Origin of the sequence: Phaeacidiphilus oryzae TH49 (assembly GCF_000744815.1) — a bacterium.
GTDB lineage: Bacteria > Actinomycetota > Actinomycetes > Streptomycetales > Streptomycetaceae > Phaeacidiphilus > Phaeacidiphilus oryzae.
In genome coordinates this window covers 1,895,295-1,917,439 of record NZ_JQMQ01000005.1, presented here as the reverse complement: position 1 = coordinate 1,917,439, position 22,145 = coordinate 1,895,295, and the positions used below count along the sequence as shown (strand labels likewise).

The following is a 22,145-nucleotide window of genomic DNA, read 5'->3' as shown; positions in this document are numbered from 1 at the left end:
AGAGGCTGCTACGGGTTTGACTCCCTCCAACCTCGGCCGCGACGTGGCGGCCCTGTCAGGGAGGCTTCTCCTCATGAACGCAATGACGCGTCGCGTAATCGTCGCCACCGCCGCGGTCGCGATGGCCACCGGTGTCGCCGCCTGCGGCAAGGCCGGCTCCAGCAGCTCGTCCTCCTCGTCCTCCGGCTCCTCCTCCTCGGCAAGCGCCGGGGGGAAGATCGGCCTGCTGCTGCCGGAGAACCAGACCACTCGCTACGAGAAGTTCGACCGTCCGACGATCACGTCGACGATCCAGCAGCTCTGCCCGAAGTGCACGGTGGACTACCAGAACGCCGCCAACAGCGCCTCCACCCAGGCGCAGCAGGTCGCCAACGCGGTGACCAACGGCGACAAGGTGCTCATCGTCGACCCGGTCGACTACAAGGCCATCTCGAGCGCCGTGACCAACGCGCACGCCAAGGGCGTCAAGGTGGTGGCCTTCGACCGGTTCGCCGAGGGCCCGATCGACGCCTACACCTCGTTCGACAACACCGCGATCGGCCGGCTCCAGGGCCAGGCGCTGCTGCAGGGCCTCGGCCCCAAGGCCAACAAGAGCACCAAGGTCGTCATGATCGACGGCGACCCGGGCGACCCGAACGCCGCGATGTTCAAGGCCGGCGCCCAGTCGGTGCTGAAGCCCAAGGTCGACGTCGCGTACGAGCAGTCCGGCATGTGGCTGCAGAACGTGGCCAACCAGAAGATGGCCGCGGCGATCACCGCGCTCGGCAAGAACAACATCGCCGGCGTCTACTCCGCCAACGACGGCATGGCCGCCGGCATCGTCACCGCCCTGCAGGGCGCGGGCATCTCCGGGATCCCGGTCACCGGCCAGGACGCGCAGATCGACGGCATCCAGCGGATCGTCGCCGGCACCCAGTACGCCGACATCTACAAGGACTACGCGGCCGAGGGCAAGGTGGCCGCGAAGATGGCCGTCGCGCTCCTCCAGGGCAAGAGCCTGGACGGCATCTCGACCTCGACCCAGACCAGCGGCAGCGGTCAGAAGGTCCCCTCGGTGCTGCTCCCCAACAAGATCATCACCAAGGACAACATCAAGCAGACCGTGGTCGCCGGCAACCAGTGGACGATCGCCCAGATCTGCACCCCGCAGTACGCGGCCGACTGCAAGAAGATCGGCCTCCAGTAGGGGCTCCCAGGGCCTTCGAGGCCCCGGATCCCGTGGGGCGGTACGGGGACCCGGACCGGCGGCGAGAGTCGTCCGGACCGGTGTTCCCGTCGACCCCCGTCTGCGGCAGCATGGGTGACTGCCCGTCAGACACGACGGCCCGGTAGAGCCGTCGCCGGTCCGGCGCCGGCGGACCACCGGCCCGGTCTGTTTCTGTTCGTTCGCCGCCGTCCCGAGTGGGGCTCGGGCCGCGCGCGGCAATCCCGTCCGCGGCACCGGGCGGGGCAAAAGGAGTTGGTTCACGTGACAAGCGCACCCGTACTGGCGTTGCGCGGGGTCTCCAAGCGCTTCGGTGCCGTGCAGGCCCTCACCGACGTCGAGTTGGAGGTCCACGCCGGAGAGGTGGTCGCCCTGGTCGGCGACAACGGCGCCGGCAAGTCGACTCTGGTCAAGACCATCGCCGGGGTGCACCCGATCGATGAGGGCCAGATCGAGTGGGAGGGCCGCGGGGTCCATATCCACAAGCCCAACGACGCCCAGCACCTGGGCATCGCCACCGTCTACCAGGACCTCGCGCTCTGCGACAACCTGGACGTCGTCGGCAACCTCTACCTCGGCGCCGAGATCCGCCGCGGTTCGGTGCTGGACGAGGTGCGGATGGAGCAGAAGTCCCGTGAGCTGCTGGACACCCTGTCCATCCGGATTCCCAGCGTCCGGATCCCGGTCGCCAGCCTCTCCGGTGGCCAGCGGCAGGTCGTCGCGATCGCCCGCGCGCTGATCGGGGCGCCCAAGCTGGTCATCCTGGACGAGCCCACCGCCGCCCTGGGCGTCGAGCAGACCGCCCAGGTCCTCGACCTCGTCGAGCGGCTCCGCGAGCAGAACCTCGCGGTCATCCTGATCAGCCACAACATGGCCGATGTGACGGCCGTCGCGGACACCGTCGCGGTGCTGCGGCTCGGCCGGAACAACGGTGTCTTCAAGGTGCAGGACACCACCAACGAAGAGATCATCGCCGCGATCACCGGTGCCACCGACAACGCTGTCACCCGTCGCACGTCGCGCACCGCGGAGGCAACCAAGTGAGCACCAACGAGACCCAGACCAGCACTCCGCAGGAGCCGGCGGACGGTGCCGTCGCAGCCGACGGAGCCGTCTCGCCGACCGGCGCCGTCGACCCCCGCCTTCTCGTCCGCGAGCAGGGCTTCAAGGGCTACCTCACCGAGTTCAAGCGCAAGATCAAGGGCGGCGAGCTCGGCTCCCTGCCGGTGGTCATCGGACTGATCGTCATCTGGGCGATCTTCCAGGCCAAGGACAGCGCCTTCCTGTCCGCCGGCAACCTCTCCAACATCTCCTACTTCCTGGTCGGCACCGGGATGATCTCCCTGGGGCTGGTCTTCGTCCTGCTGCTGGGTGAGATCGACCTGTCGGTCGCCTCGGTCAGCGGACTCTCCGCCGCCGTCTTCGGCGTGCTGTCGGTCACCCATGGCATGAACGCCTGGCTCGCCATCGTGCTGGCGATCCTCACCGGCCTGGTCTTCGGCGCCCTCCAGGGGTGGTTCTTCGCCAAGGTCGGGGTGCCGGCCTTCGTCGTCACCCTCGCGGGCAACCTGGCCTGGAACGGCCTGATGCTGTGGATCCTGGGCAGCAACGGATCCATCAACCTGGCCGACAAGGGCCTGATGCACATCCTCGGCCAGAACTCCTACTTCCTGGCCTCGGACGTCTCCGGTGCGTACATCCTGGCCATCCTCGGCACGGCCGGACTCCTGGTCAGCTCGCTCATCGAGCAGGCCCGGCGCCGCAAGGCGGGCGTGCCGTTCCGGCCCACCAGCGAGATCGTGCTGCGCACGGTGCTGCTGGCGATCGCGGCCTTCGGCTCGGCGTACGTCCTGAACCAGTCCAAGGGCGTGCCGAACGCGCTGGTGGTCTTCCTGGTGCTGCTGGTCCTCGCGGACTTCGTGCTGCGCCGGACCTCCTACGGCCGCAAGGTCTTCGCGGTCGGCGGCAACATCGAGGCGGCCCGCCGGGCCGGTATCAACGTGGCGATGATCCGGATCACGGTCTTCTCCATCGCCGGCACCTTCGCCGCGATCGGCGGTCTGTTCATGGCCGCGAACGTGCTGTCCGCCAGCCAGAACGCCGGCCAGGGCAACCTGCTGATGCTCGCCATCGCCGCGCCGGTCATCGGCGGCACCAGCCTCTTCGGCGGTCGCGGGCGGGTCTGGTCGGCCTTCCTCGGTGGCCTGGTCATCCAGTCCATCACCACCGGCCTGGACCTGCTGAACATGGCCTCCTCGGTGCAGTACATGATCACCGGTGCGGTGCTGCTGGCCGCGGTCGTCATCGACTCGGTCTCCCGCCGCAGCCAGAAGGCCGCAGGCCGCGCGTAACCGCGCACCCGACCGTCCACGATGCCGCGCCCGGCAACGGAGTATGGGTTGCAACCCAGTCGCCGCCGCCGGGCGCGGCGCTGTTCCGGCCCTCGGATTGGAGCGGCGTAGCCGCGAAAGCAGGGGCGCGGGGAACTGCGCGCCCGGGCGTCTACCGCGCCGCACTCGGCGATGGGCACTGGGTGGCAACCCAGTCGCCGCCGCCGGGCACGGCGCCCCTCACTTCGCGCCTGCGGCGCGGGATCCGCCGCCATCGGCGCAGCGCGGTCGCGACCGCGGGGAGGGCGGCAATTAGACTCGGGGAACCGGGCAGCAGCCCGGTGTACAGGAACGGTGCTAACGAAGGAGGCACGGGTGGCTCTGCTGTCCCGCATTCGGGGGCCGCGTGATCTCGACCGGCTGACCCCCGGCCAGCTGGCGGTCCTCGCCGAGGAGATCCGGGCCTTCCTCGTCGAGTCCGTCTCCAAGACCGGCGGCCACCTCGGCCCCAACCTGGGCGTCGTCGAGCTGTCCATCGCGCTCCACCGGGTCTTCGAGTCCCCCAGGGACCGGATCCTCTTCGACACCGGCCACCAGTCGTACGTCCACAAGCTGCTGACCGGCCGTCAGGACTTCAGCCGGCTGCGCGCCAAGGACGGCCTCTCCGGCTACCCCTCGCGCGCCGAGTCCGAGCACGACGTGATCGAGAACTCGCACGCCTCGACCGTCCTCGGCTACGCCGACGGCCTGGCCAAGGCCAACCAGCTGCTCGGCCACCACGACCGGCACGTGATCGCGGTCACCGGCGACGGCGCCCTCACCGGCGGCATGGCCTGGGAGGCGCTGAACAACATCGCCGCCGCCAAGGACCGCCCGATCATCATCGTGGTCAACGACAACGGCCGGTCGTACTCGCCGACCATCGGCGGCCTCGCCAACCACCTGGCCACCCTCCGCACCACCAGGGGCTACGAGCAGTTCCTCTCCTGGGGCAAGGAGGCGCTGCAGCGCACCCCCGTCGTCGGCCAGCCGCTCTTCGAGACCCTCCACGGCGCCAAGAAGGGCCTCAAGGACTTCATCGCCCCGCAGGGGATGTTCGAGGACCTCGGCCTGAAGTACGTCGGCCCGATCGACGGCCACGACGAGCAGGCCGTCGAGTCGGCGCTGCGCCGCGCCAAGGGCTTCGGCGGCCCCGTCATCGTCCACTGCCTGACCGAGAAGGGCCGCGGCTACCGCCCCGCCGAGCAGCACGAGGAGGACCACTTCCACGGCATCTCGGTGATCCACCCGGACACCGGACTGCCCGTCAAGTCCGCCGGTCTGGACTGGACCTCGGTCTTCGGCGAGGAGATGGTCGCCCTCGGCCGCGAGCGGGACGACATCGTGGCGATCACCGCCGCCATGCTCCACCCGGTCGGCCTGGCCCCGTTCGCCAAGGAGTTCCCGGAGCGGACCTTCGACGTCGGCATCGCCGAGCAGCACGGCGCGGTCTCCGCGGCTGGTCTCGCCACCGGCGGTCTGCACCCGGTCTTCGCCCTCTACGCGACCTTCCTCAACCGGGCCTTCGACCAGGTGCTGATGGACGTCGCCCTGCACCGGCTGCCGGTCACCTTCGTCCTCGACCGGGCCGGGGTCACCGGCAACGACGGCGCCTCGCACAACGGCATGTGGGACATGTCGATCCTGCAGGTCGTCCCCGGCCTGCGGATCGCCGCCCCGCGCGACGCCGACCAGCTGCGGCTGCAGCTGCGCGAGGCGGTGGACGTGGACGACGCGCCGACGGTGGTCCGCTACTCCAAGGGCGCGGTCGGCCCGGCCGTCGCCGCGGTCGGCGGCCGGATCGGCGGAATGGACGTCCTGCGGGCGGACGCGGACCTCGCGGGGGACCCCGAGGAGCCCGCCGCCGACGTCCTCGTGGTCTCCGTCGGCGCGATGGCCCCGACCTGCCTGGAGGTCGCCGAGCTGCTGTCCGCCCAGGGCATCACCTCCACCGTGGTGGACCCGCGCTGGGTGAAGCCGGTCGACCCGGAGCTGCCGGGGCTCGCCGCCCGGCACCGGGTGGTCGTCACGGTCGAGGACAACGGGCGCGCCGGCGGCGTCGGCTCCGCCGTCTCCCAGGCCCTGCGGGATGCGGCGGTGGACGTCCCGCTGCGCGACTTCGGCATCCCCCAGGAGTTCCTGGACCACGCCAAGCCCGCCGAGATCTTCGCCCAGATCGGCCTCACCGCCCCGGACATCGCCCGCCAGGTCACCTCCCTGGTCTCCGAACTGGACGAGGAGCCGGTCCCGCAGATCTGACACGGCCGCACCCACGACGCCGGAGGCCGGTACCGCCCCAGAGACCTGGACGGTACCGGCCTCCGGCGTTCGCCGTCCGCCGTTCCGTCCGCCCTTCCGTCCGCCGCGGCCACGCGGGGCCCTCCCCAGCAGGCCGCTCGGCGGTGGTCGGCGGATGTGCGCTCGCTCGTGGGGGTGAAAGGGGCGGGGTGGGTGATGGGGCGGGGGGTCGCCGCGGGTAGCGGATGAGCTGACTGGTCGTATGCGTGAAGGAGAGCCGGTGGCCATCAGAGAGTCCGACGCCCCACCCAGTGGCGGACTGTTCCGCACGAAGTCGGTGGAGCAGTCCATCCGGGACACCGACGAGCCCAAGCACCGGCTGAAGAAGACGCTGTCCTGGCTGGACCTGATCGTCTTCGGCGTCGGGGTGGTGATCGGGACCGGGATCTTCGTCCTGACCGGGACCGCCGCCAAGAACTACGCCGGTCCGGCGGTCGTCCTCTCCTTCGTCGTGGCCGGGATCGTCTGCGCGCTGGCGGCCCTCTGCTACGCCGAGTTCGCGTCCACGGTGCCGGTGGCGGGGTCGGCGTACACCTTCTCCTACGCCTCCATCGGGGAGCTGCCCGCCTGGATCATCGGCTGGGACCTGATCCTGGAGCTGGCGCTCGGCGCCTCCGTCGTCGCCGTCGGCTGGTCCGGGTACGTGCAGTCGCTGCTGGCCAGCGCCGGGGTGAAGCTGCCGGCCGTGATCGCCGGCGGGAACGGCACCGGGCACGGGTTCAGTTTCGACATCCTGGCGGCCGCGCTGGTGCTGCTGCTGACGGTGGTGCTGGTCTTCGGGATGCAGCTGTCCGCCCGCGTCACCTCGGTGATCGTCGGGGTCAAGGTGGCCGTCGTGCTGATGGTCATCATCGCCGGGCTCTTCTTCATCGACACCGGCAACTACCACCCCTTCATCCCGCCCTCGCAGCCCACCCCGAACGCCGGCGGCAGCGGGCAGTCGCTGCTCTCCTGGATGGCCGGCTTCAGCCCGTCCACCTTCGGCGTGATGGGCATCTTCACCGCGGCCTCGGTGGTCTTCTTCGCCTTCATCGGCTTCGACATCGTCGCCACCGCGGCCGAGGAGACCCGGAGGCCGCAGCGCGACCTGCCGATCGGCATCCTGGGCTCGCTGACGGTCTGCACCATCCTCTATGTCGCGGTGTCCTTCGTGGTCACCGGCATGCAGAAGTACACCCAGCTCTCGGACTCGGCACCGCTGGCGGACGCCTTCAAGGCGGTCGGGCAGGGCGCCTGGGCGGACGTGATCAGTGTCGGCGCGGTGGCCGGGCTCACCTCGGTGACGATGATCCTGCTGCTCGGCCAGAGCCGGGTGTTCTTCGCGATGAGCCGGGACGGGCTGTTGCCCAAGGCCTTCTCCGACGTCCACCCCAGGTTCCGGACCCCGTGGAAGTCCACCGTGCTGATGGGCGTCATCTGCGCGATCGTGGCCGGGCTGGTGCCGCTGGAGGAGCTGTCCAAGCTGGTCAACATCGGCACGCTGTTCGCGTTCGTGCTGGTGTCCGTGGGCGTGATGGTGCTGCGGCGGACGCGGCCCGATCTGCCGCGGGCGTTCCGGACGCCGTGGGTGCCGGTCATCCCGATCCTCTCGGTGCTGGCCTGCCTCTGGCTGATGCTCAACCTGACCGTCACCACCTGGGAGCGGTTCGTCATCTGGCTGATCATCGGCTTCGCCGTCTACTTCGGGTACGGCCACCGGCGCAGCCGGGTCGGCAGCGGCGCCGCCCTCGGCTCGGCCGGCGGGGCCGGCGGGACCGGACGCGCGGAGGGGGGCTCGACCGCGGCCGGCGGCGGTGAGGATGGCGGGAACTCATCGGGGACGCCGTAACCCGGTGGGCCGGGTGTGAGCACGCGCGGTAGCGTGGCGGGGTGTCGACGAAGCAGCCCTCGCGCGATCGCGGTCGTGACCACGGCCGCGGTCACTTCGCTGCGCTGACGGGTGCGGGCGCCGCCACCCTGACCTCGGGCGGCGGCCTCGCCGAGCTCGCCGCCAGGGCCCGGGAGGCGGCCAGGACCGGCTACTGGGCCCGCCTCGTCCCCCTGCTCTGCGCCGTCGCCACGGCCACCCACCTGCCCTCGTTCGCCCGTTCCGTCTGGAGCCCGGACGAGGGCTACCTGGCCACCCAGGCACGGATGCTGGCCGGCGGAGGCGTCCTCTACGACACCGTCGTCGACCGGAAACCGCCCCTGCTGCCCTGGCTCTACGAGGCGATGTTCGGGCTCTTCGGCTCGCTCTCGCTCTGGCCGCTGCGGGTGCTGGCGATCGCCGCCCACGTCGCCACCGCGGTCTTCCTGGCCTCGATCGCCCGCAAGCGCTGGGGCGGCCGGGCCGGGGCCGCGGCCGGGGTCTTCTACCTGTTCGTCTCGATCGGGCTCTCGCCGGAGGACAGCCAGGCGGCGACCTTCGAGGTCTTCATGCTGCCGGCCACCGCGGCCGCCGTCTGGTTCGCCGAGCGGCGGGACTGGGCCTGGGCGGGCGCGCTCACCGCGGCCGCCGCGCTGACCAAGCAGACCGGGGGAGCGGTGCTCTTCCCGGTGATCTGGATGCTCTGGCGAGCGGTCCGGCGCGGGCGCGCGGACTGGACCGACGGGGCCGCCCGGCTGGCCTTCGGCTTCGGCCTGCCGGTCGCCGTAATAGCGCTGGCCACCGGGCCCCGGGACTTCTTCTTCTGGGTGGTCTCCGGGAGCTCGGACTACGCCTCGGCGGACGGCGCCTGGCTGGACATCGTCGGGCGGCTCTTCCTGAACACCGGGATCCTGGCCGCGGCGGCGCTGGCCCTGCTGGTGGTGCTGGCCGGCGGACTGCGCCGCGGCCACCGGCGGGAGGCGCTCCAGGCGGCCCGGGCGGACTCCGACCTGTGGGTGTGGCTGGGGGCGAGCTGGCTCGGCGTGATCACCGGCTTCCACTTCTTCGGCCACTACTACCTGCAGCTGGTGCCGCCGCTGGTGCTGCTGGGCACCGGCGCGGTGGCGCGGATGAGCGGGGGAGCGCGCTGGCGCCCGGTGATGCTGTACTCGGCGCTGGCCGCCGGGGTCTTCTGCGTGCTCGGCTTCGTCTGGCCGAACCAGCCGCTGAAGCACGCCCAGCAGGTCGCCACGACGGTCACCCGGGAGACCACGCCGTCCGAGACGGTGCTGGTCTGGGGGATGCACCCGGAGATGTACTGGCTCTCCGACCGGCGGCCGGCCACCAGGTATCTGACGGCGGGTCTGCTGACGAACTACGCCGGGGGGCGCGGGGACAAGGGCGTCGGGGTGCAGGAGGCGGTGCCGAACTCCTGGCAGGTGTTCTCCCGGGAGATGTCCCGGCGGCTGCCGGAGATAGTGGTCGACGACTCCGGCTCGGCGCCGTACCGGCCGGCGGACATCGCGCCGATCCGGGCGCTGCTGAAGGCGCATTACGTGGAGGTCGGCAAGGACGGGACGGCGGTGATCTACCGCTTGCGCGACGGGCAGCAGTACGCGAGCTACGGCAGCAACGCGCCACGGTCGTCGCCACCCTCGCCGTCGGCGGGGGCGTCCACGGCGCCGTAGCCGGAGCGCGGCGCCGGGTCAGCGTGGGACGGCGCGCGGCCCGAGGACGGACGCGCCCAGCTCCCCTACGCGGGCGCGTAGCTCGCGGTCGGCGGTGACGACGGTCACCGCTCGGCCCGCCGGCTCGCGTTCGGCGACGGCGCGGACGATCTCGTCGTCGCCCGAGACCCCCGGCGGCGCCGCGGCGACCCGTACGCCCGGCACCGGCTCGGTGTCCCGCGCCGCCCCCTCCACGACCAGCAGCACCTCGACCGGCTCCGGCTCGGCGCCGAAGCCTTCTGAGGCCACCCGCACCAGCCGGTCCCGCAGCCGCCGGGCGGCGCCCGCCCGGTCGCGCCACCAGCCGTCCGGTACCGAGCCCATGACGTTCGCCGCGTCGACGACCAGAAGCAGCGGCAGTGGATCTTGCTCGGCGGAGTCCATGGGCAAAGTCTCTCCCAAGGGAGGGCCTTCGAACGGCACCCGATTCCGTTTCCCAGAGGTTGTCATGGCATCCTCTTGGCTGCCACTCACCCGTACCAGGACGGTCAGGACACAGGACGATGAAGCGTTCAATCGGCAGGCAGACCCGAGCCGGCGCGCAGCCGCCGGTCGACGGTGACCGGCAAGACGCACAGGCCGAGCGCCGCCGCCGGATCGTGGTCTGGCAGCGTCGGATCATCGTGGCGGTGGCCGTCGTGGCCGTCTTCGTCTGCGCCGGCCTGGCCGGCTCGGTGGTCCGCTCCAACAAGAACAAGGCGCTGGCCACCCCGTCCGCCGGGGCCAGCCCCAGCGGGCTGTCCATCTCGGTGCCGGGCCGCTCGCCGGTCGTCCTCACCGTCTGGGAGGACCTCCGCTCGACGGACTCCAAGAAGTTCCTCGCCGAGTACGGCCCGACCCTGGACCACCTCCTCTCCACCGGCCTGGTGACCATCCACTACCGCGAGGTCACCGCGGTCGACAAGGCGATCGGCGGCGACGGCTCGCTGCACGCCGGCAACGCGCTGGCCTGCGCCCAGGACCAGAAGCTCTTCCCGGCGTACCGCGCGCTGCTCTACAAGGACCAGCCGGCGGACGAGAGCGACGACGCCTTCTCGAAGACCTCTTACCTGCTGAAGCTGGCGAAGAAGATCAAGGGCATGGACTCGGACAACTTCCGGACCTGTGTCGAGGGCGTCGGCCACACGGTGTGGGTGAAGAAGAACCAGGAGGCCTTCGTGGCCGCCGGGTTCGGCAGCCTCCCGGCGATGACGATGGAGGTCGTGCCGCAGGAGGCGCTGACCGGTCAGCAGGACGTCAAGACGCTGCTCCCGGAGGCCCCCGGCACCGCCAAGAAGAAGCGGCTGACGCCGGCCAAGCTCAAGTCCGAGGTGCTGAAGGCCGCCGAGGCCGCGCCGACCGCGACCGCCTCGGCGTCGCCGACGGCGGGCTGAGGCCTGCCGCGGGCTGAGGCCGGACACCTGAGGCCGATGCCTGCGGGCGGAGGCCGAGCGCAAGACCCCTTCGGGGCCCGGAGCGGACCGCTTCGGGCCCCGGTCACACTCCGGTAACGGGCCGTCAGGGGTGTTGACCGAGGCCCGCCGTCTGCGCTGACATGATCGCGAATCCAGCGGTCGTATGCAGTACGCGGTACACAGGGCGGAGGGGAGCGTCGTGGCTTCCGAGGCGGCATCCACACCCGGCAGGTCCGGAGCGATCGGAGACCCGGTCCGCAGGCTGGAGGCGCTTCCGCTCAGCGGCTGGCACCGGAAGATCACCGTGCTGGTCGGCATCGGCTCCTTCTTCGACCTGTACGAGGTCTTCCTCGGCGGCGTCCTCGCCACCGTCCTCGCCGAGCAGTGGAAGCTGGACGCCACCGGCAAGGCCTGGGTGATCGCCAGCGCCTTCCTCGGCATGTTCGTCGGCGCCAACCTGCTGTCCTGGCTGGCCGACCGCTGGGGCCGGCGCCGGATCTTCATGATCAACCTGGCCTCGTACGCGATCTTCTCGCTGGCCACGGCCTTCGCGCCGAACCTGCCGGTCTTCGCCGCGCTGCGGTTCTGCAGCGGTCTCGGGATGGGCGCCGAACTCGTGCTGGTGGACACCTACCTGGCCGAGTTCCTGCCGGCCCACCGCCGCGGCCGGTACATCTCCTGGGCGTATGTGATCGGCTTCCTCGGGGTGCCGCTGGCCGCCCTCTTCGGCGCCCGGGTGGTGGCCAAGGCGGACCTGGGCGGGATCGCCGGCTGGCGGTGGCTGCTGGTGGCCGGCGCGCTCGGCGCGGTCTTCGTCTGGCTGATCCGGCGTCAGCTGCCGGAGTCCCCGCGCTGGTTGACGGTCAAGGGGCGGACGGACGAGGCGGCCCGGGTGGTCGCCGAGATCGAGGCGCAGGTCGGCGCGGCCCCCGACGCCGAGCGGGCCGCGGAGGCGCCGCCGGTCGCCGAGGAGGAGCGCCGGGTCTCCTTCCCGGACATGTTCCGCGGGGAGTACCGGCGGCGGACGGTGATGCTCTGGGTCTTCCAGATCCTGCAGACCGTCGGCTACTACGGCTTCGGCACCCTCGCGCCGATCGTCCTCACCGCCAAGGGGTACAGCGTCACCTCGTCGCTGGGGTACGCGGCGCTCAGCTTCATCGGCTACCCGGTGGGCGCGCTGGTCGCGACGCCGCTGGTGGAGCGGTTCGAGCGGAAGTGGCTGATCGTCGGCGCGGCGCTGGCGATGGCCGCCTTCGGGCTGGTCTTCGGCCTCGGCCGGAACACCGCGCTGATCGTGCTGGCCGGGTTCCTGCTGACGGTGGCGTCCAACGTGTTCTCGAACGCGTTCCACATCTACCACACCGAGATCTTCCCGACGGGCGTCCGCTCCAGCGCGATCGGCACCGCGTACTCGCTCTCCCGGCTGGTCTCGGCGATTCTGCCGTTCGTCGCGCTCAACGCGCTGGACGCGTTCGGCTCCGGCTGGGTCTTCGCCGGCTCGGCGGTGCTGATGGTGCTGCTCTGCGTGGATGTGGCGGTGCTCGGCCCGCGGACGACGGGTCGGCCGCTGGAACGCGCGGCGGTGGCCACGGCGGTGGCCGCCCCCGCGTCGGCGCCCGCGACGGAGGCCCCGACCGGCGGCGGGGCCGCCTCCGGCTGAACCGGGCCCCTCCTCCCGGCCGAGCCCCGGGGCCCCTCCGGCCTTCGGCCTCACCCGGCAAGGCCGAACGGCCCATGTCCCTCGCCGCCCGCGGTCGGCACCGTGGTGCTCCGACAATGCCTCCCGTGGCGGCACCAGCCGCGCGGGCGGCGCGGGAGGGCATCCACAGGGAGGGGAATCCGGCATGCCGAACCTCGCGGGATCGGTACTCGAAGCGGCCCCGGTCGACCTCGACAAACCGGGCGACTATCTGCACTGGGGCGTGATCCAGCTCTCGGTGGCCAACGCCGTGGTCATCGGCGTGATGGTGCTGGTCCTGGTGGCGGCCGTGCTGCTGCCGTTCCCGAAGGGACGTGGCAGACGGTGAGCGCGCCCGCGGACGAGGGCTGGACGGGCGGCTGGACCGGGGCACTGCGCCGGCGAGCGGTCCGCCGGCTGCCACCGGAGAAGCTGCTGCCGGACACCCAGCCGGCCTACATGGCCTCCTGGATCTACGTGTTCGGCGTCCTCACCGTCGCCGCGCTGATCGCGGTGCTGGTGAGCGGGGGATGGCTGGCGCTGGAGGGGCCGGCCTGGTGGCACACCTCCGATGTCGGCCACTACGTGAACAGCCTCCACCTGTGGGGCGTCGAGCTGTTCATGTTCTTCATGGTGGTGCATCTGTGGGGCAAGTTCCTGATGGCGGCCTGGCGCGGGCGCCGCGGGCTGACCTGGGTGATCGGCGTGATCGCCTTCCTGGCCTCGGTCGGCACCGCCTTCACCGGCTATCTGGTGCAGCAGAACTTCGACTCGCAGTGGATCGCCGGGCAGGCGAAGGACGGCCTCAACGCCGTGGGCATCGGCGCGTACTTCAATGTCGCCGACTTCGGGCAGATGCTGATGTGGCACATCGTGCTGCTGCCGGTCGTGCTGGGGGTGCTGACGGTGTGGCACATCCTGCTGGTACGGAGGCACGGCATCGTCCCGCCGATCGGGGCCACCGCGCCGGAGGGGCCGGAAGGCGACGAACTCCCCGCCGAGGCGCCGGAAGGCCCGGGCGGCACGCCGGAGGCCCCCGGCGCGAGCGGGGAGGTCCGGCCATGAGGACCCCCACCCCCGACCCCGCGGCCTTTCCCACCCGCCGCTACGACCTGGTGCGCGAGTTCACCATCGCGCTGGTGCTGGTGGTGGCGCTCACCGCGGGCCTGGCCGCGGTCTTCTCCTCGCCGGACGACAAGCCGATCACCCTGGCGTCCTGGTCCCGCGCCGATCCGGCGGACTTCACCGCGACCTCCGTCGCCGAACTCGGCGGGACCAGCGACACCGCGCAGTACGGCCCGCCGTACAACGACACCGCGGGCGCGGCCCAGAAGCTCGGCCCGGTCGGGTTGCAGCAGGCGGCCGGCGTGCGGATCCCCATCGACACCGCGAACGACTTCGTCATCCGGCCGCTGCGCACCTCCCCCGAACTGCCGGTGGTGAACGCCGCCCTGGCGGTGTGGGCCGCCGCCTCGCCCACCCGGCAGCAGGCCTGGACGGGGGCGTACGCGGACGCCCTGGGCAAGGCCCCCGGCGGCGACCCGGCCAAGGTGGCGCCGGGCCGGTACGGGCCCGTGCCGGTGCTCACCGCGCGGCTGCTGACGCTGGCTCAGAGCGGCGGTCTGGACGGGCAGCTCCTCACCGAGGGCGGCTCCTTCTACCAGACCGACTACACCCGCCCGCTGCTCTTCCTCTCCGACGGCTCGTACCTGGAGGACAAGGCCCGTGCCCAGCATCTGGGCGGCGACCAGTGGGGGATGATGAACGAGACCGGGAACTTCCCGGGGCAGGCCTGGCTGTGGCTCTACACCTTCTGGTACCAGATCGACCCGTTCAAGAGCTCCGGAAACGCGGACGCCCTGGTCTGGGGCCTGATGGCGCTGCTCAGCCTGATCCTGGTGCTGGTGCCGTTCATCCCCGGCCTCCGCTCGGTCCCCCGCTTCCTCGGCGTCTACCGGCTGATCTGGCGCGACTGGTACCGCGAGCACCCGCGGAGGCGCTGACCGGCTTCGCCCAGCCGGGCCGCCCCGCCGGGCCGCCCAGCGGGGCCGCCTAGGCGGGCGCGGGCTCGGGCTGGGGCGCGGACGCGGCCCCGGCTCCGGCCCCGGCCGCCGCCGGCTCCAGGCGGAGCATGGCCTCCTCGTCGGGGGTGCCGGCGGCGGCCTGGTAGACGACCATGCGCTGCTCGCCGGTGCGGGCCAGGCGCATCACCTCGTAGGTGAGGGTCATCCGGCCGACCTTGGGATGGTCGAAGGTCTTCTGGCCGCCGCCTCGCTCGTCCACGTCGTAGCGCTCCCAGAGGCGGGCGAACTCCGGGGACTTGACGGTGAGTTCGCCGACCAGTTCGAGCAGCTCGGGATCGTCGGGGGAGGCGCCGCCGACCGCGCGGAGATGGGCGACCGAGTGGGCGACGGTCTCCTCCCAGGGCTCGTAGAGCCGCCGCCCGACCGGGTGGAGGAAGAGGTACCGGGTGAGGTTGCGCTGCTCCTCCGGCCAGTCCCAGAGGCCCGGCAGCAGCCGGCGGCCGGGCGGGTTGGCGGCGAGGACCCGGTTGAACCGGCTGACCACGTACGCCGGAAGGGGGCGGACCGCCTCCAGCATCCGCAGCACCGAGTCGCGTACGGCGCAGTCCGGGGTGGGCGGGAGCTCGCCGGCGGCGGCCCGGCCGGAGGCCAGCTCGGCCAGTTCCATCAGCCGCTCGTAGGCGCCGCCGTTCAGCCGCAGCGCCCGGCCGAGGGCGTTCAGCACGCCGGGGGACGGGTTGGTCTCCCGGCCGCGCTCCAGGCGGATGTAGTAGTCGACGCTGACGCCAGCCAGCGCGGCCAGTTCCTCGCGGCGCAGCCCCGGGGTGCGGCGCAGCCCGGCGCCGGGCGGCAGCCCGACCTCCTCCGGCCGGACCTGGGCGCGGCGGGCCTTGAGGAACCGGCCGAGCTCGGTGCCGTTCGCCTGTGGGTGGGTGCTGTCGGCTGCCATGCGGACCATTCTCGCAGGAGGGACCGACAGCCTGAGGGGGTGTGTCAGGGCCAGGAACGCGGCACCCCGGTCGCAGCGCGGTCTGCCGCGGGCCCGCGCGGCACGGGAGAGTGGAGACCGTCGCGAGCGGCCGGAACCGCCACCGCCCCAGGGGGTGCACGACGCCGGTCCGCGGGCGAGGCCCCCGGCCGCTCGCGACGCGGTCCCGGCGCTCGTGCCGCGGTGCCCGTTCCCACCTGCCAAGGAAGCCGATCACCCATGTCCGGATGCGCCACCACTCCGCTCGCCCAGACCCCCGCCGTCACCGACGCCCGTCCCGTCACCGACGGGGCTGCCCGGGGCGCCGCGACCACCGCGACCGCCGTCGCCGATCGCCGCCAAGGCCTGCGCGGTGCGCCGCCGGGCCGCCGAGGTCCGGCGGCACGCCGGACGTCCTTTGCGCTGATCGCCTCCCTCCTCGGTTTCACCGTGATCACCATCGACGTCTCCGCGGTCAACATCGCGCTCCCCGCGATCCGCACCTCGCTCAGCGGCGGGATGGCCGGGCTCCAGTGGGTGGTCGACGCCTACACCCTGATGTTCGCCGCGCTGATGCTCTCCGCCGGCTCCCTCGCCGACCGGTCCGGCGCCCGCCGCGCCTACGGCTGGGGCGTCGCCCTGTTCACCGTCGCCTCGCTGGGCTGCGCGCTGGCCCCCGGGATCGGCACCCTGGTGGCGGCCCGGGTGGTGCAGGGCGGGGCGGCGGCGATCGTGATGCCGGCCTCGCTGGCGCTGATCCGCCAGGCGTACGAGGACGCCCGGGCGCGGGCCCGCGCCATCGCCCTCTGGACGGTGGGCGGTTCGGTCGCCATGGCGGCCGGCCCGGTGCTCGGCGGGGTGCTGACCGAGACGGCCGGCTGGCGCGCGGTCTTCCTCCTCAACCTGCCGGTCGGCGCAGTGATCCTGATCCTCCTCACCCGGGTGGCCCGCTCGCCCAGGCGGCCGGCCTCGCTGGACCCGGCCGGTCAGCTGACCGCGGTGCTCGCCCTCGCCGGGCTGGCCTTCGCGGTGATCGAGGGCGGCCACCTCGGCTGGACCAGCCCGGCCGTGCTGGGCGCCGGCGCGCTCGCCGTCGCCGCCGGGTGGGCGTTCTGGGCCGTCGAGACGCGGCACCGCCAGCCGATGGTGCCGCCGGCGCTGCTGACCGACCGCCGGGTGGCCGTGCCGCTGGCGATCGGCTTCGCCGTCAACGCCGGCTTCTACGGCGGGATCTTCGCCCTCGGCCTCTACTACCAGCAGCTGCGTGGGATGTCCGGGATCGCCGCCGGGCTGATGTTCGTACCGATGTCCGTGGTGATCACCGGCACCAACCTGGTCTCGCCCCGGCTGGCCGAGCGGATCGGCCGCCGACCGGTGATCGTGGCCGGCCAACTCGTCCTGGCCGTGGCCATGCTGGCACTGCTGCCGCTGGCCGCGCGCACCCCGCTGTGGCTGGTGCTGGTCCTGCTGCTGCCGCTGAGCATCGGCGGCGCGGTGGCCGTGCCGGCGCTGACCGCGCTGCTGATGGACGCCGTCCCGGGGGAGCGGGCGGGTACGGCCTCCGGAATGCTCAACGCCCTGCGGCAGACCGGCGGTGCGCTCGCCGTCGCCCTCTTCGGCGGGCTGCTGGCCGGGAACGCGGCGGACGGCTCCGGGTTCTCCCTCCCCGGGATGCGGATCGGCCTGGTGGTCGTGGCCGGCGTCATCCTGGTCACCACCGTCCTCTCCCGGCTGCTGCTGCCCAGGAACTGACCGGTCACCGACTCTTCGCACGGCTCCCGCATCCTTCGGCAACCGCCGAGGGGTGCGGGTGCGTATTCGTAGGCACAACGGGAAGGGGCACGGTCATGACACACGGAGGCGGCGGCGGTGGCGGCGGAGGCGGCCACCACGGAGGCGGCGGCGGCTTCGGCGGCCACCATCACGGCGGTGGCGGGCTGGGCGGCCACCACCATCACCACAACGGGGTGGACCCGGGCTACTACGGTCCGGTCGGCGGCGGCCCGGACGGGCGCGGCGGGCGCGGCTCGAAGGTCACCCGGTTCGTCTTCTTCGCGATCCTGATCCTGATGTTCATCCTCATTCCGCTGATGAACCATCACTGACCGGGCGCCGCCGAGAAGATCCGCTCCGCGGCGGAGAGCGCGCCCTCAAGCCGCGCCGGCTCCGGCGTGAGCCCGGAGAGGAGGGCATCCACCGGCTCGCGCAGTCCGGCCCGCTCCAGCAGGCGCTTCTCATTGGTGATCCACTCACCGCGCTCGGCGAGCCGCGCGTGGGCGGCGTAGCAGGCGGCGGTGGCGACGGCGCCGACGGTGTCGGTGAGCCGCCCGCGCACGGCATGCGCGTCCCGCGCGTACCCGAGGGTCGCGAGAGCGTCCCCGCGCCAGCGTGGGGGAGCGGCCAGCCGCAACGCCTCCGGGTAGGCGGGGCACGGGAGTTCGCCGCGCAGGGTCCGGTTGACGGCCAACTCCGCGACGACCAGGTACGTCGGGATCCCGGCCAGATGGAACATCAGCCGCTCGACGTCGAAGCGGCCCTCGCGGGCCTCGGCGATCCGGAACTCCACGTCGTCCAGGTCGCGGTAGTGGACGTCGACGCGGCGCCCCTCGATGCTCAGCCAGGCGCCTCCGTTGAACACCCCGCCGCCCCAGTCCCCGATCCCGAAGACCTGCCCCTCCCAGCCGAGCCCCTCCAGCGAGGCGGGGTCGAAGACCCCGTCCGCGCCGCGGTAGTACACCGCGAAGTCCCAGTCACTGTCCGCCCGATGCGTTCCCGCCGCCCGAGACCCCCCAAGCGCGACGGCCTCCACCCCGGCCAACCCGCCGAGCGTGCCGGCGACATGTTCCGCGAACTCCACCTCATCCACGGGAGGACGCTAACAGCGCACGCCCCGGAGGCCGCGCCGCAGGCGCGCGCCTCAGGGGCGCGGGGAACTGCGCGGCCCGCGCAGAACGGCGCCGCACCCGGCCACGGGGACCGGGTGGCACCCCGGACTCCGCAGCCGCGTGCGGCGCCGTCTCCGCGGCGAAGCCGCACAACCAGGGGCGCGGGGAACTGCGCGGCCCACGCGAAACGGCGCCGCACCCGGCAACGGGGACCGGGTGGCAACCCGGACTCCGCAGCCGCGTGCGGCGCCGTCCCCGCGCCCCTTACGCGCGCCTGCGGCGCTGCGCTCGGGGCGGGGGCGCGCCCGTCGTCACGCGGTCGGCACCGACGCCACGCCCTGCTCCAGGAACCGCTTGCCGTTCGCCTTCTCGGCGTACCCCTCGCGGTCCAGGTACGGGGTGATCCCGCCCAGGTGGAAGGGCCAGCCGGCGCCGGTGATCAGGCACAGGTCGATGTCCTGCGCCTCGGCGACCACGCCCTCGGCCAGCATCAGGCCGATCTCCTCGGCGACGGCCGTCAGCACCCGGTCCCGGACCTGCTGCTCCGTCAGGACGCTGTCGCCCTGCTTCAGCAGCGCCGCGACCTCCGGGTCCAGCTCCGGCTTCCCCGAGTCGTAGACGTAGAAGCCGCGCTTGCCGGCGTCCACCACGGCCTTGAGGTTCGGCGAGACCTTGAACCGCTCCGGGAACGCCCCCGCCAGCGTCTCGCTGACGTGCAGTCCGATCGCCGGCCCGACCAGCTCAAGCAGCACCAGCGGCGACATCGGCAGGCCCAGCGGCTCGACCGCCTTCTCCGCGACCTCGACCGGCGTGCCCTCGTCGACGACGTTCTGCACCTCGCCCATGAACCGGGTGAGGATCCGGTTGACCACGAACGCCGGGGCGTCCTTGACCAGTACCGCCGTCTTCTTCAGCTTCTTCGCCACCGCGAAGGCGGTGGCCAGCGAGGCGTCGTCGGTCTTCTCCGCCCGGACCACCTCCAGCAGCGGAAGCACCGCGACCGGGTTGAAGAAGTGGAAGCCCACCACCCGCTCCGGGTGCTTGAGCTTCGCGGCCATCTCCGTCACCGACAGCGAGGAGGTGTTGGTGGCCAGGATGGCCGTCTCCGGCACGACCGCCTCGACCTCGGCGAAGACCTGCTGCTTGACGCCGGTCTCCTCAAAGACCGCCTCGATCACGAAGTCCGCGTCCGAGAAGCCCTCGGCCTTCTCCAGCACGCCGCTGACCAGCGCCTTGAGCCGGTTGGCCTTGTCGCCGTTGATCCGGCCCTTGCCGAGGAGCTTGTCGATCTCGGCGTGGACGTAGCCCACGCCCTTGTCGACCCGCGCCTGGTCGATGTCGGTGAGCACGACCGGCACCTCAAGGCGGCGCACGAAGAGCAGCGCCAGCTGGGAGGCCATCAGACCCGCGCCGACCACGCCCACCTTGTTGACCGGACGCGCCAGCGACTTGTCCGGCGCGCCGGCCGGCCGCTTGCCGCGCTTCTGCACCAGGTTGAAGGCGTAGAGCCCGGCCCGGAGCTCGTCGCTCATGATCAGGTCGGCCAGCGCCTGGTCCTCGGCGTCGAACCCGGCCTGGAGATCGCCGTCCTTGACCTGGGCGATGATGTCCAGCGCCCGCAGCGGCGCCGGCGCGGCCCCGTGCAGCTTGCCCTCGACGACCAGCCGGCCCCACTCGACGGCCTGGTCCCAGGCCTCGCCGCGGTCCACCGGCTCGCGCTCGACCGAGACCTCACCGGTCAGCACCTTGGCGGTCCACAGCAGCGACTGCTCCAGGAAGTCGGCCGGCTCGAAGATCGCGTCCGCGATCCCCAGCTCGAAGACCTGCTTGCCCTTGAGCTGCTTGTTCTGGGCCAGCGCGTTGTCGATGATGACGTTGATCGCCTTGCCCGCGCCGATCAGGTTCGGCAGCAGCGTGCAGCCGCCCCAGCCCGGTACGAGGCCGAGGAAGCACTCCGGCAGCGAGAAGGCCGGCAGCCCGCTCGACACCGTGCGGTAGGTGCAGTGGAGGCCGATCTCCACGCCGCCGCCCATGGCGGCGCCGTTGTAGTAGGTGAAGGTCGGCACCGGCAGCGCGCCCAGGCGCTTGAAGGTGTCGTGTCCGCCCTTGGCGATCGCGACCCCGTCCTCGTGCCGGGACAGCACCTCGACGCCCTTGAGGTCGGCGCCCACCGCGAAGATGAACGGCTTTCCGGTGACGCCGACGGCGACGATCTCGCCGGCCGCGGCCTCCCGCTCCACCTGGTCCAGGGCCTCGTTGAACTTGGCGAGCGTCCCCGGGCCGATGGTGTTCGGCTTGGTGTGGTCGAAGCCGTTGTCGAGCGTGAGCAGCGCGAACCGCCCGGCGCCCAGCGGCAGTTCGAGGTGGCGGACCTGAACGTCCGTCACCACCTCGTCGGGGAACAGCTCGGCGGCGCGCTTCAGCTGCGCCATGTCCAGAGCAGCCATGCTCACTTGCCTCCCTCGAAGTGGGGGTTCTCCCAGATGACGGTCCCGCCCATGCCGAAGCCGATGCACATGGTGGTGATGCCGTAGCGGACGTCCGGGCGCTCCTCGAAGCGCCGGGCCAGCTGGGTCATCAGCCGGACCCCGGAGGAGGCCAGCGGGTGGCCGAAGGCGATCGCCCCGCCGTACGGGTTGACCCGCTCGTCGTCGTCGGCGATGCCGTAGTGGTCGAGGAGGGCCAGCACCTGGACGGCGAAGGCCTCGTTGATCTCGAAGGCGCCGATGTCGTCGATCGTCAGACCGGCCTTGGCCAGCGCCTTCTCGGTGGCCGGCACCGGGCCGACGCCCATCACCTCGGGCTCCACGCCGGCGAAGGCGTAGGAGACCAGGCGCATCTTGACCGGCAGGCCGAGCTCCTCGGCCACGTCCTCGGCGGCCAGCAGCGAGGCGGTGGCGCCGTCGTTGAGACCGGCGGAGTTGCCCGCGGTGATCCGGCCGTGGGCGCGGAACGGGGTCTTCAGCCCGGCCAGCTGCTCGACCGTGGTGCCGGGCCGCATCGGCTCGTCCACCGTGGCCAGGCCCCAACCGGTCTCGCCCGCTTCCGCGTTGGTGCGCCGCACCGCGACCGGGACCAGGTCCGGCTGGATCTTGTTGTCGGCGTAGGCCTTGGCGGCCTTCTCCTGGGAGCGGGCGGCGAAGGCGTCGCAGCGCTCCTTGGTGATCTGCGGGAACCGGTCGTGGAGGTTCTCCGCGGTCATCCCCATGAAGAGGGCCGACTCGTCGACCAGCTTCTCGGAGAGGAAGCGGGGGTTGGGGTCGACACCCTCGCCCATCGGGTGCCGGCCCATGTGCTCGACGCCGCCGGCGACCACCACGTCGTACGCACCGAAGGCGATGCCGCCGGCGGTGGTGGTGACGGCGGTCATCGCGCCGGCGCACATCCGGTCGATGGCGTAGCCGGGCACGGACTTCGGCAGGCCGGAGAGCAGAGCCGCGGTGCGGCCGATGGTCAGGCCCTGGTCGCCGATCTGCGTGGTGGCGGCGATGGCGACCTCGTCCACCCGTTCCGCCGGCAGGTTCGGGTTGCGGCGCAGCAGCTCCCGAATCGCCTTGATCACCAGGTCGTCGGCCCGGGTCTCGTGGTAGATGCCCTTCGGACCCGCCTTGCCGAACGGGGTGCGGACGCCGTCGACGAAGACGACGTCCCTCGCGGTACGAGGCACGGTGGCTCTCCTCCCAGATGCCAGGGGACAACGGGCGCGGCCGAGCCGGGGCGAGCACGACAGGGCTGGGCGGCGCCTCACAGAGG

General features: G+C 72.2%; 18 protein-coding genes. 13 read left to right on the top strand and 5 right to left on the bottom strand.

Annotated elements, in window-relative coordinates:
* Positions 1 to 82: 82 nt before the first annotated feature.
* From BS73_RS12685 to BS73_RS12660, 6 genes are all read left to right on the top strand, one after another.
* Positions 83 to 1,186 carry a sugar ABC transporter substrate-binding protein gene (locus BS73_RS12685; protein WP_322987259.1) on the top strand — a complete coding sequence of 368 codons (1,104 nt, stop codon included), beginning with the start codon at positions 83 to 85 and terminating at the stop codon, positions 1,184 to 1,186.
* 273 nt (positions 1,187 to 1,459) lie between these two features.
* The gene (locus tag BS73_RS12680) at positions 1,460 to 2,248 is read left to right on the top strand and encodes an ATP-binding cassette domain-containing protein (RefSeq protein ID WP_063836973.1); all 789 of its coding nucleotides are present in this window, start codon (positions 1,460 to 1,462) and stop codon (positions 2,246 to 2,248) included.
* Entirely contained in the window at positions 2,245 to 3,555 is a 1,311-nt protein-coding gene (locus tag BS73_RS12675; protein ID WP_037571871.1) for a sugar ABC transporter permease, read from the top strand. The genes BS73_RS12680 and BS73_RS12675 overlap by 4 nt, the downstream gene beginning before the upstream one ends.
* A gap of 354 nt (positions 3,556 to 3,909) precedes the next feature.
* Positions 3,910 to 5,832 carry a 1-deoxy-D-xylulose-5-phosphate synthase gene (gene dxs, locus BS73_RS12670; RefSeq protein WP_037571869.1) on the top strand — a complete coding sequence of 641 codons (1,923 nt, stop codon included), beginning with the start codon at positions 3,910 to 3,912 and terminating at the stop codon, positions 5,830 to 5,832.
* 241 nt (positions 5,833 to 6,073) lie between these two features.
* Positions 6,074 to 7,699 (top strand): amino acid permease, encoded by a 1,626-nt coding sequence (locus BS73_RS12665; protein WP_051939863.1) that lies wholly within the window; start codon positions 6,074 to 6,076, stop codon positions 7,697 to 7,699.
* A 41-nt stretch (positions 7,700 to 7,740) separates the two neighbouring features.
* Complete coding sequence (locus BS73_RS12660; RefSeq protein WP_063836972.1) at positions 7,741 to 9,405, top strand: ArnT family glycosyltransferase; 1,665 nt, start codon at positions 7,741 to 7,743, stop codon at positions 9,403 to 9,405.
* An 18-nt stretch (positions 9,406 to 9,423) separates the two neighbouring features.
* Here the strand turns inward: BS73_RS12660 and BS73_RS12655 are convergent, their stop codons facing one another.
* Positions 9,424 to 9,828, bottom strand: a complete 405-nt coding sequence (locus BS73_RS12655) for an NYN domain-containing protein (protein WP_037571866.1) — start codon at positions 9,826 to 9,828, stop codon at positions 9,424 to 9,426.
* Between the two features lie 119 nt (positions 9,829 to 9,947).
* Here BS73_RS12655 and BS73_RS12650 point away from each other — a divergent pair, with 119 nt between their 5' ends.
* The 5 genes from BS73_RS12650 (at position 9,948) to BS73_RS12630 (ending at position 14,519) form a co-directional block, all read left to right on the top strand.
* The gene (locus tag BS73_RS12650; protein ID WP_051939862.1) at positions 9,948 to 10,817 is read left to right on the top strand and encodes a DsbA family protein; all 870 of its coding nucleotides are present in this window, start codon (positions 9,948 to 9,950) and stop codon (positions 10,815 to 10,817) included.
* A gap of 220 nt (positions 10,818 to 11,037) precedes the next feature.
* Positions 11,038 to 12,498 carry an MFS transporter gene (locus tag BS73_RS12645; RefSeq protein WP_063836971.1) on the top strand — a complete coding sequence of 487 codons (1,461 nt, stop codon included), beginning with the start codon at positions 11,038 to 11,040 and terminating at the stop codon, positions 12,496 to 12,498.
* Between the two features lie 184 nt (positions 12,499 to 12,682).
* A complete protein-coding gene (locus BS73_RS12640; RefSeq protein WP_037571862.1) occupies positions 12,683 to 12,865 on the top strand; it encodes a hypothetical protein in 183 nt (60 codons plus the stop codon).
* Positions 12,862 to 13,581: a cytochrome b N-terminal domain-containing protein gene (locus tag BS73_RS12635; RefSeq protein ID WP_063836970.1), complete on the top strand. Its 720-nt coding sequence runs from the start codon at positions 12,862 to 12,864 to the stop codon at positions 13,579 to 13,581. Before BS73_RS12640 ends, BS73_RS12635 begins: the two co-directional genes overlap by 4 nt.
* Positions 13,578 to 14,519 (top strand): hypothetical protein, encoded by a 942-nt coding sequence (locus BS73_RS12630; RefSeq protein ID WP_037571858.1) that lies wholly within the window; start codon positions 13,578 to 13,580, stop codon positions 14,517 to 14,519. The genes BS73_RS12635 and BS73_RS12630 overlap by 4 nt, the downstream gene beginning before the upstream one ends.
* Positions 14,520 to 14,568: 49 nt before the next feature.
* Here BS73_RS12630 and BS73_RS12625 read toward each other — a convergent pair whose 3' ends face one another.
* A complete protein-coding gene (locus BS73_RS12625; RefSeq protein ID WP_051939861.1) occupies positions 14,569 to 15,489 on the bottom strand; it encodes a helix-turn-helix domain-containing protein in 921 nt (306 codons plus the stop codon).
* A gap of 258 nt (positions 15,490 to 15,747) precedes the next feature.
* On the opposite strand from BS73_RS12625, the gene BS73_RS12620 reads away from it, so the two are divergent.
* Together BS73_RS12620 and BS73_RS38210 are read left to right on the top strand one after the other, a co-directional pair.
* On the top strand, positions 15,748 to 17,259 hold the full coding sequence (locus BS73_RS12620; protein ID WP_084704003.1) for an MFS transporter: 1,512 nt from the start codon (positions 15,748 to 15,750) through the stop codon (positions 17,257 to 17,259).
* 95 nt (positions 17,260 to 17,354) lie between these two features.
* Entirely contained in the window at positions 17,355 to 17,612 is a 258-nt protein-coding gene (locus BS73_RS38210) for a hypothetical protein (protein ID WP_037571847.1), read from the top strand.
* On the opposite strand, the gene BS73_RS12610 is transcribed toward BS73_RS38210, so the two are convergent.
* From BS73_RS12610 to BS73_RS12600, 3 genes are all read right to left on the bottom strand, one after another.
* The gene (locus BS73_RS12610; protein WP_037571846.1) at positions 17,606 to 18,373 is read right to left on the bottom strand and encodes a nucleotidyltransferase domain-containing protein; all 768 of its coding nucleotides are present in this window, start codon (positions 18,371 to 18,373) and stop codon (positions 17,606 to 17,608) included. The genes BS73_RS38210 and BS73_RS12610 overlap by 7 nt on opposite strands.
* A gap of 330 nt (positions 18,374 to 18,703) precedes the next feature.
* On the bottom strand, positions 18,704 to 20,839 hold the full coding sequence (locus BS73_RS12605) for a 3-hydroxyacyl-CoA dehydrogenase NAD-binding domain-containing protein (RefSeq protein ID WP_037571844.1): 2,136 nt from the start codon (positions 20,837 to 20,839) through the stop codon (positions 18,704 to 18,706).
* A gap of 2 nt (positions 20,840 to 20,841) precedes the next feature.
* Positions 20,842 to 22,059 carry a thiolase family protein gene (locus BS73_RS12600; RefSeq protein WP_037571842.1) on the bottom strand — a complete coding sequence of 406 codons (1,218 nt, stop codon included), beginning with the start codon at positions 22,057 to 22,059 and terminating at the stop codon, positions 20,842 to 20,844.
* Between the last annotated feature and the right edge of the window lie 86 nt (positions 22,060 to 22,145).

Excerpts from the sequence above, each read along its gene's own strand:
- BS73_RS12620 (WP_084704003.1), top strand. The coding sequence starts at position 15,748 with ATGTCCGGATGCGCCACCACTCCGCTCGCCCAGACCCCCGCCGTCACC.
- BS73_RS12665 (WP_051939863.1), top strand. The coding sequence starts at position 6,074 with ATGCGTGAAGGAGAGCCGGTGGCCATCAGAGAGTCCGACGCCCCACCC.
- BS73_RS12630 (WP_037571858.1), top strand. The coding sequence starts at position 13,578 with ATGAGGACCCCCACCCCCGACCCCGCGGCCTTTCCCACCCGCCGCTAC.
- BS73_RS38210 (WP_037571847.1), top strand. The coding sequence starts at position 17,355 with ATGACACACGGAGGCGGCGGCGGTGGCGGCGGAGGCGGCCACCACGGA.
- BS73_RS12650 (WP_051939862.1), top strand. The coding sequence starts at position 9,948 with ATGAAGCGTTCAATCGGCAGGCAGACCCGAGCCGGCGCGCAGCCGCCG.
- BS73_RS12685 (WP_322987259.1), top strand. The coding sequence starts at position 83 with ATGACGCGTCGCGTAATCGTCGCCACCGCCGCGGTCGCGATGGCCACC.
- BS73_RS12655 (WP_037571866.1), bottom strand. The coding sequence starts at position 9,828 with ATGGACTCCGCCGAGCAAGATCCACTGCCGCTGCTTCTGGTCGTCGAC.
- BS73_RS12605 (WP_037571844.1), bottom strand. The coding sequence starts at position 20,839 with ATGGCTGCTCTGGACATGGCGCAGCTGAAGCGCGCCGCCGAGCTGTTC.
- BS73_RS12640 (WP_037571862.1), top strand. The coding sequence starts at position 12,683 with ATGCCGAACCTCGCGGGATCGGTACTCGAAGCGGCCCCGGTCGACCTC.
- BS73_RS12625 (WP_051939861.1), bottom strand. The coding sequence starts at position 15,489 with ATGGCAGCCGACAGCACCCACCCACAGGCGAACGGCACCGAGCTCGGC.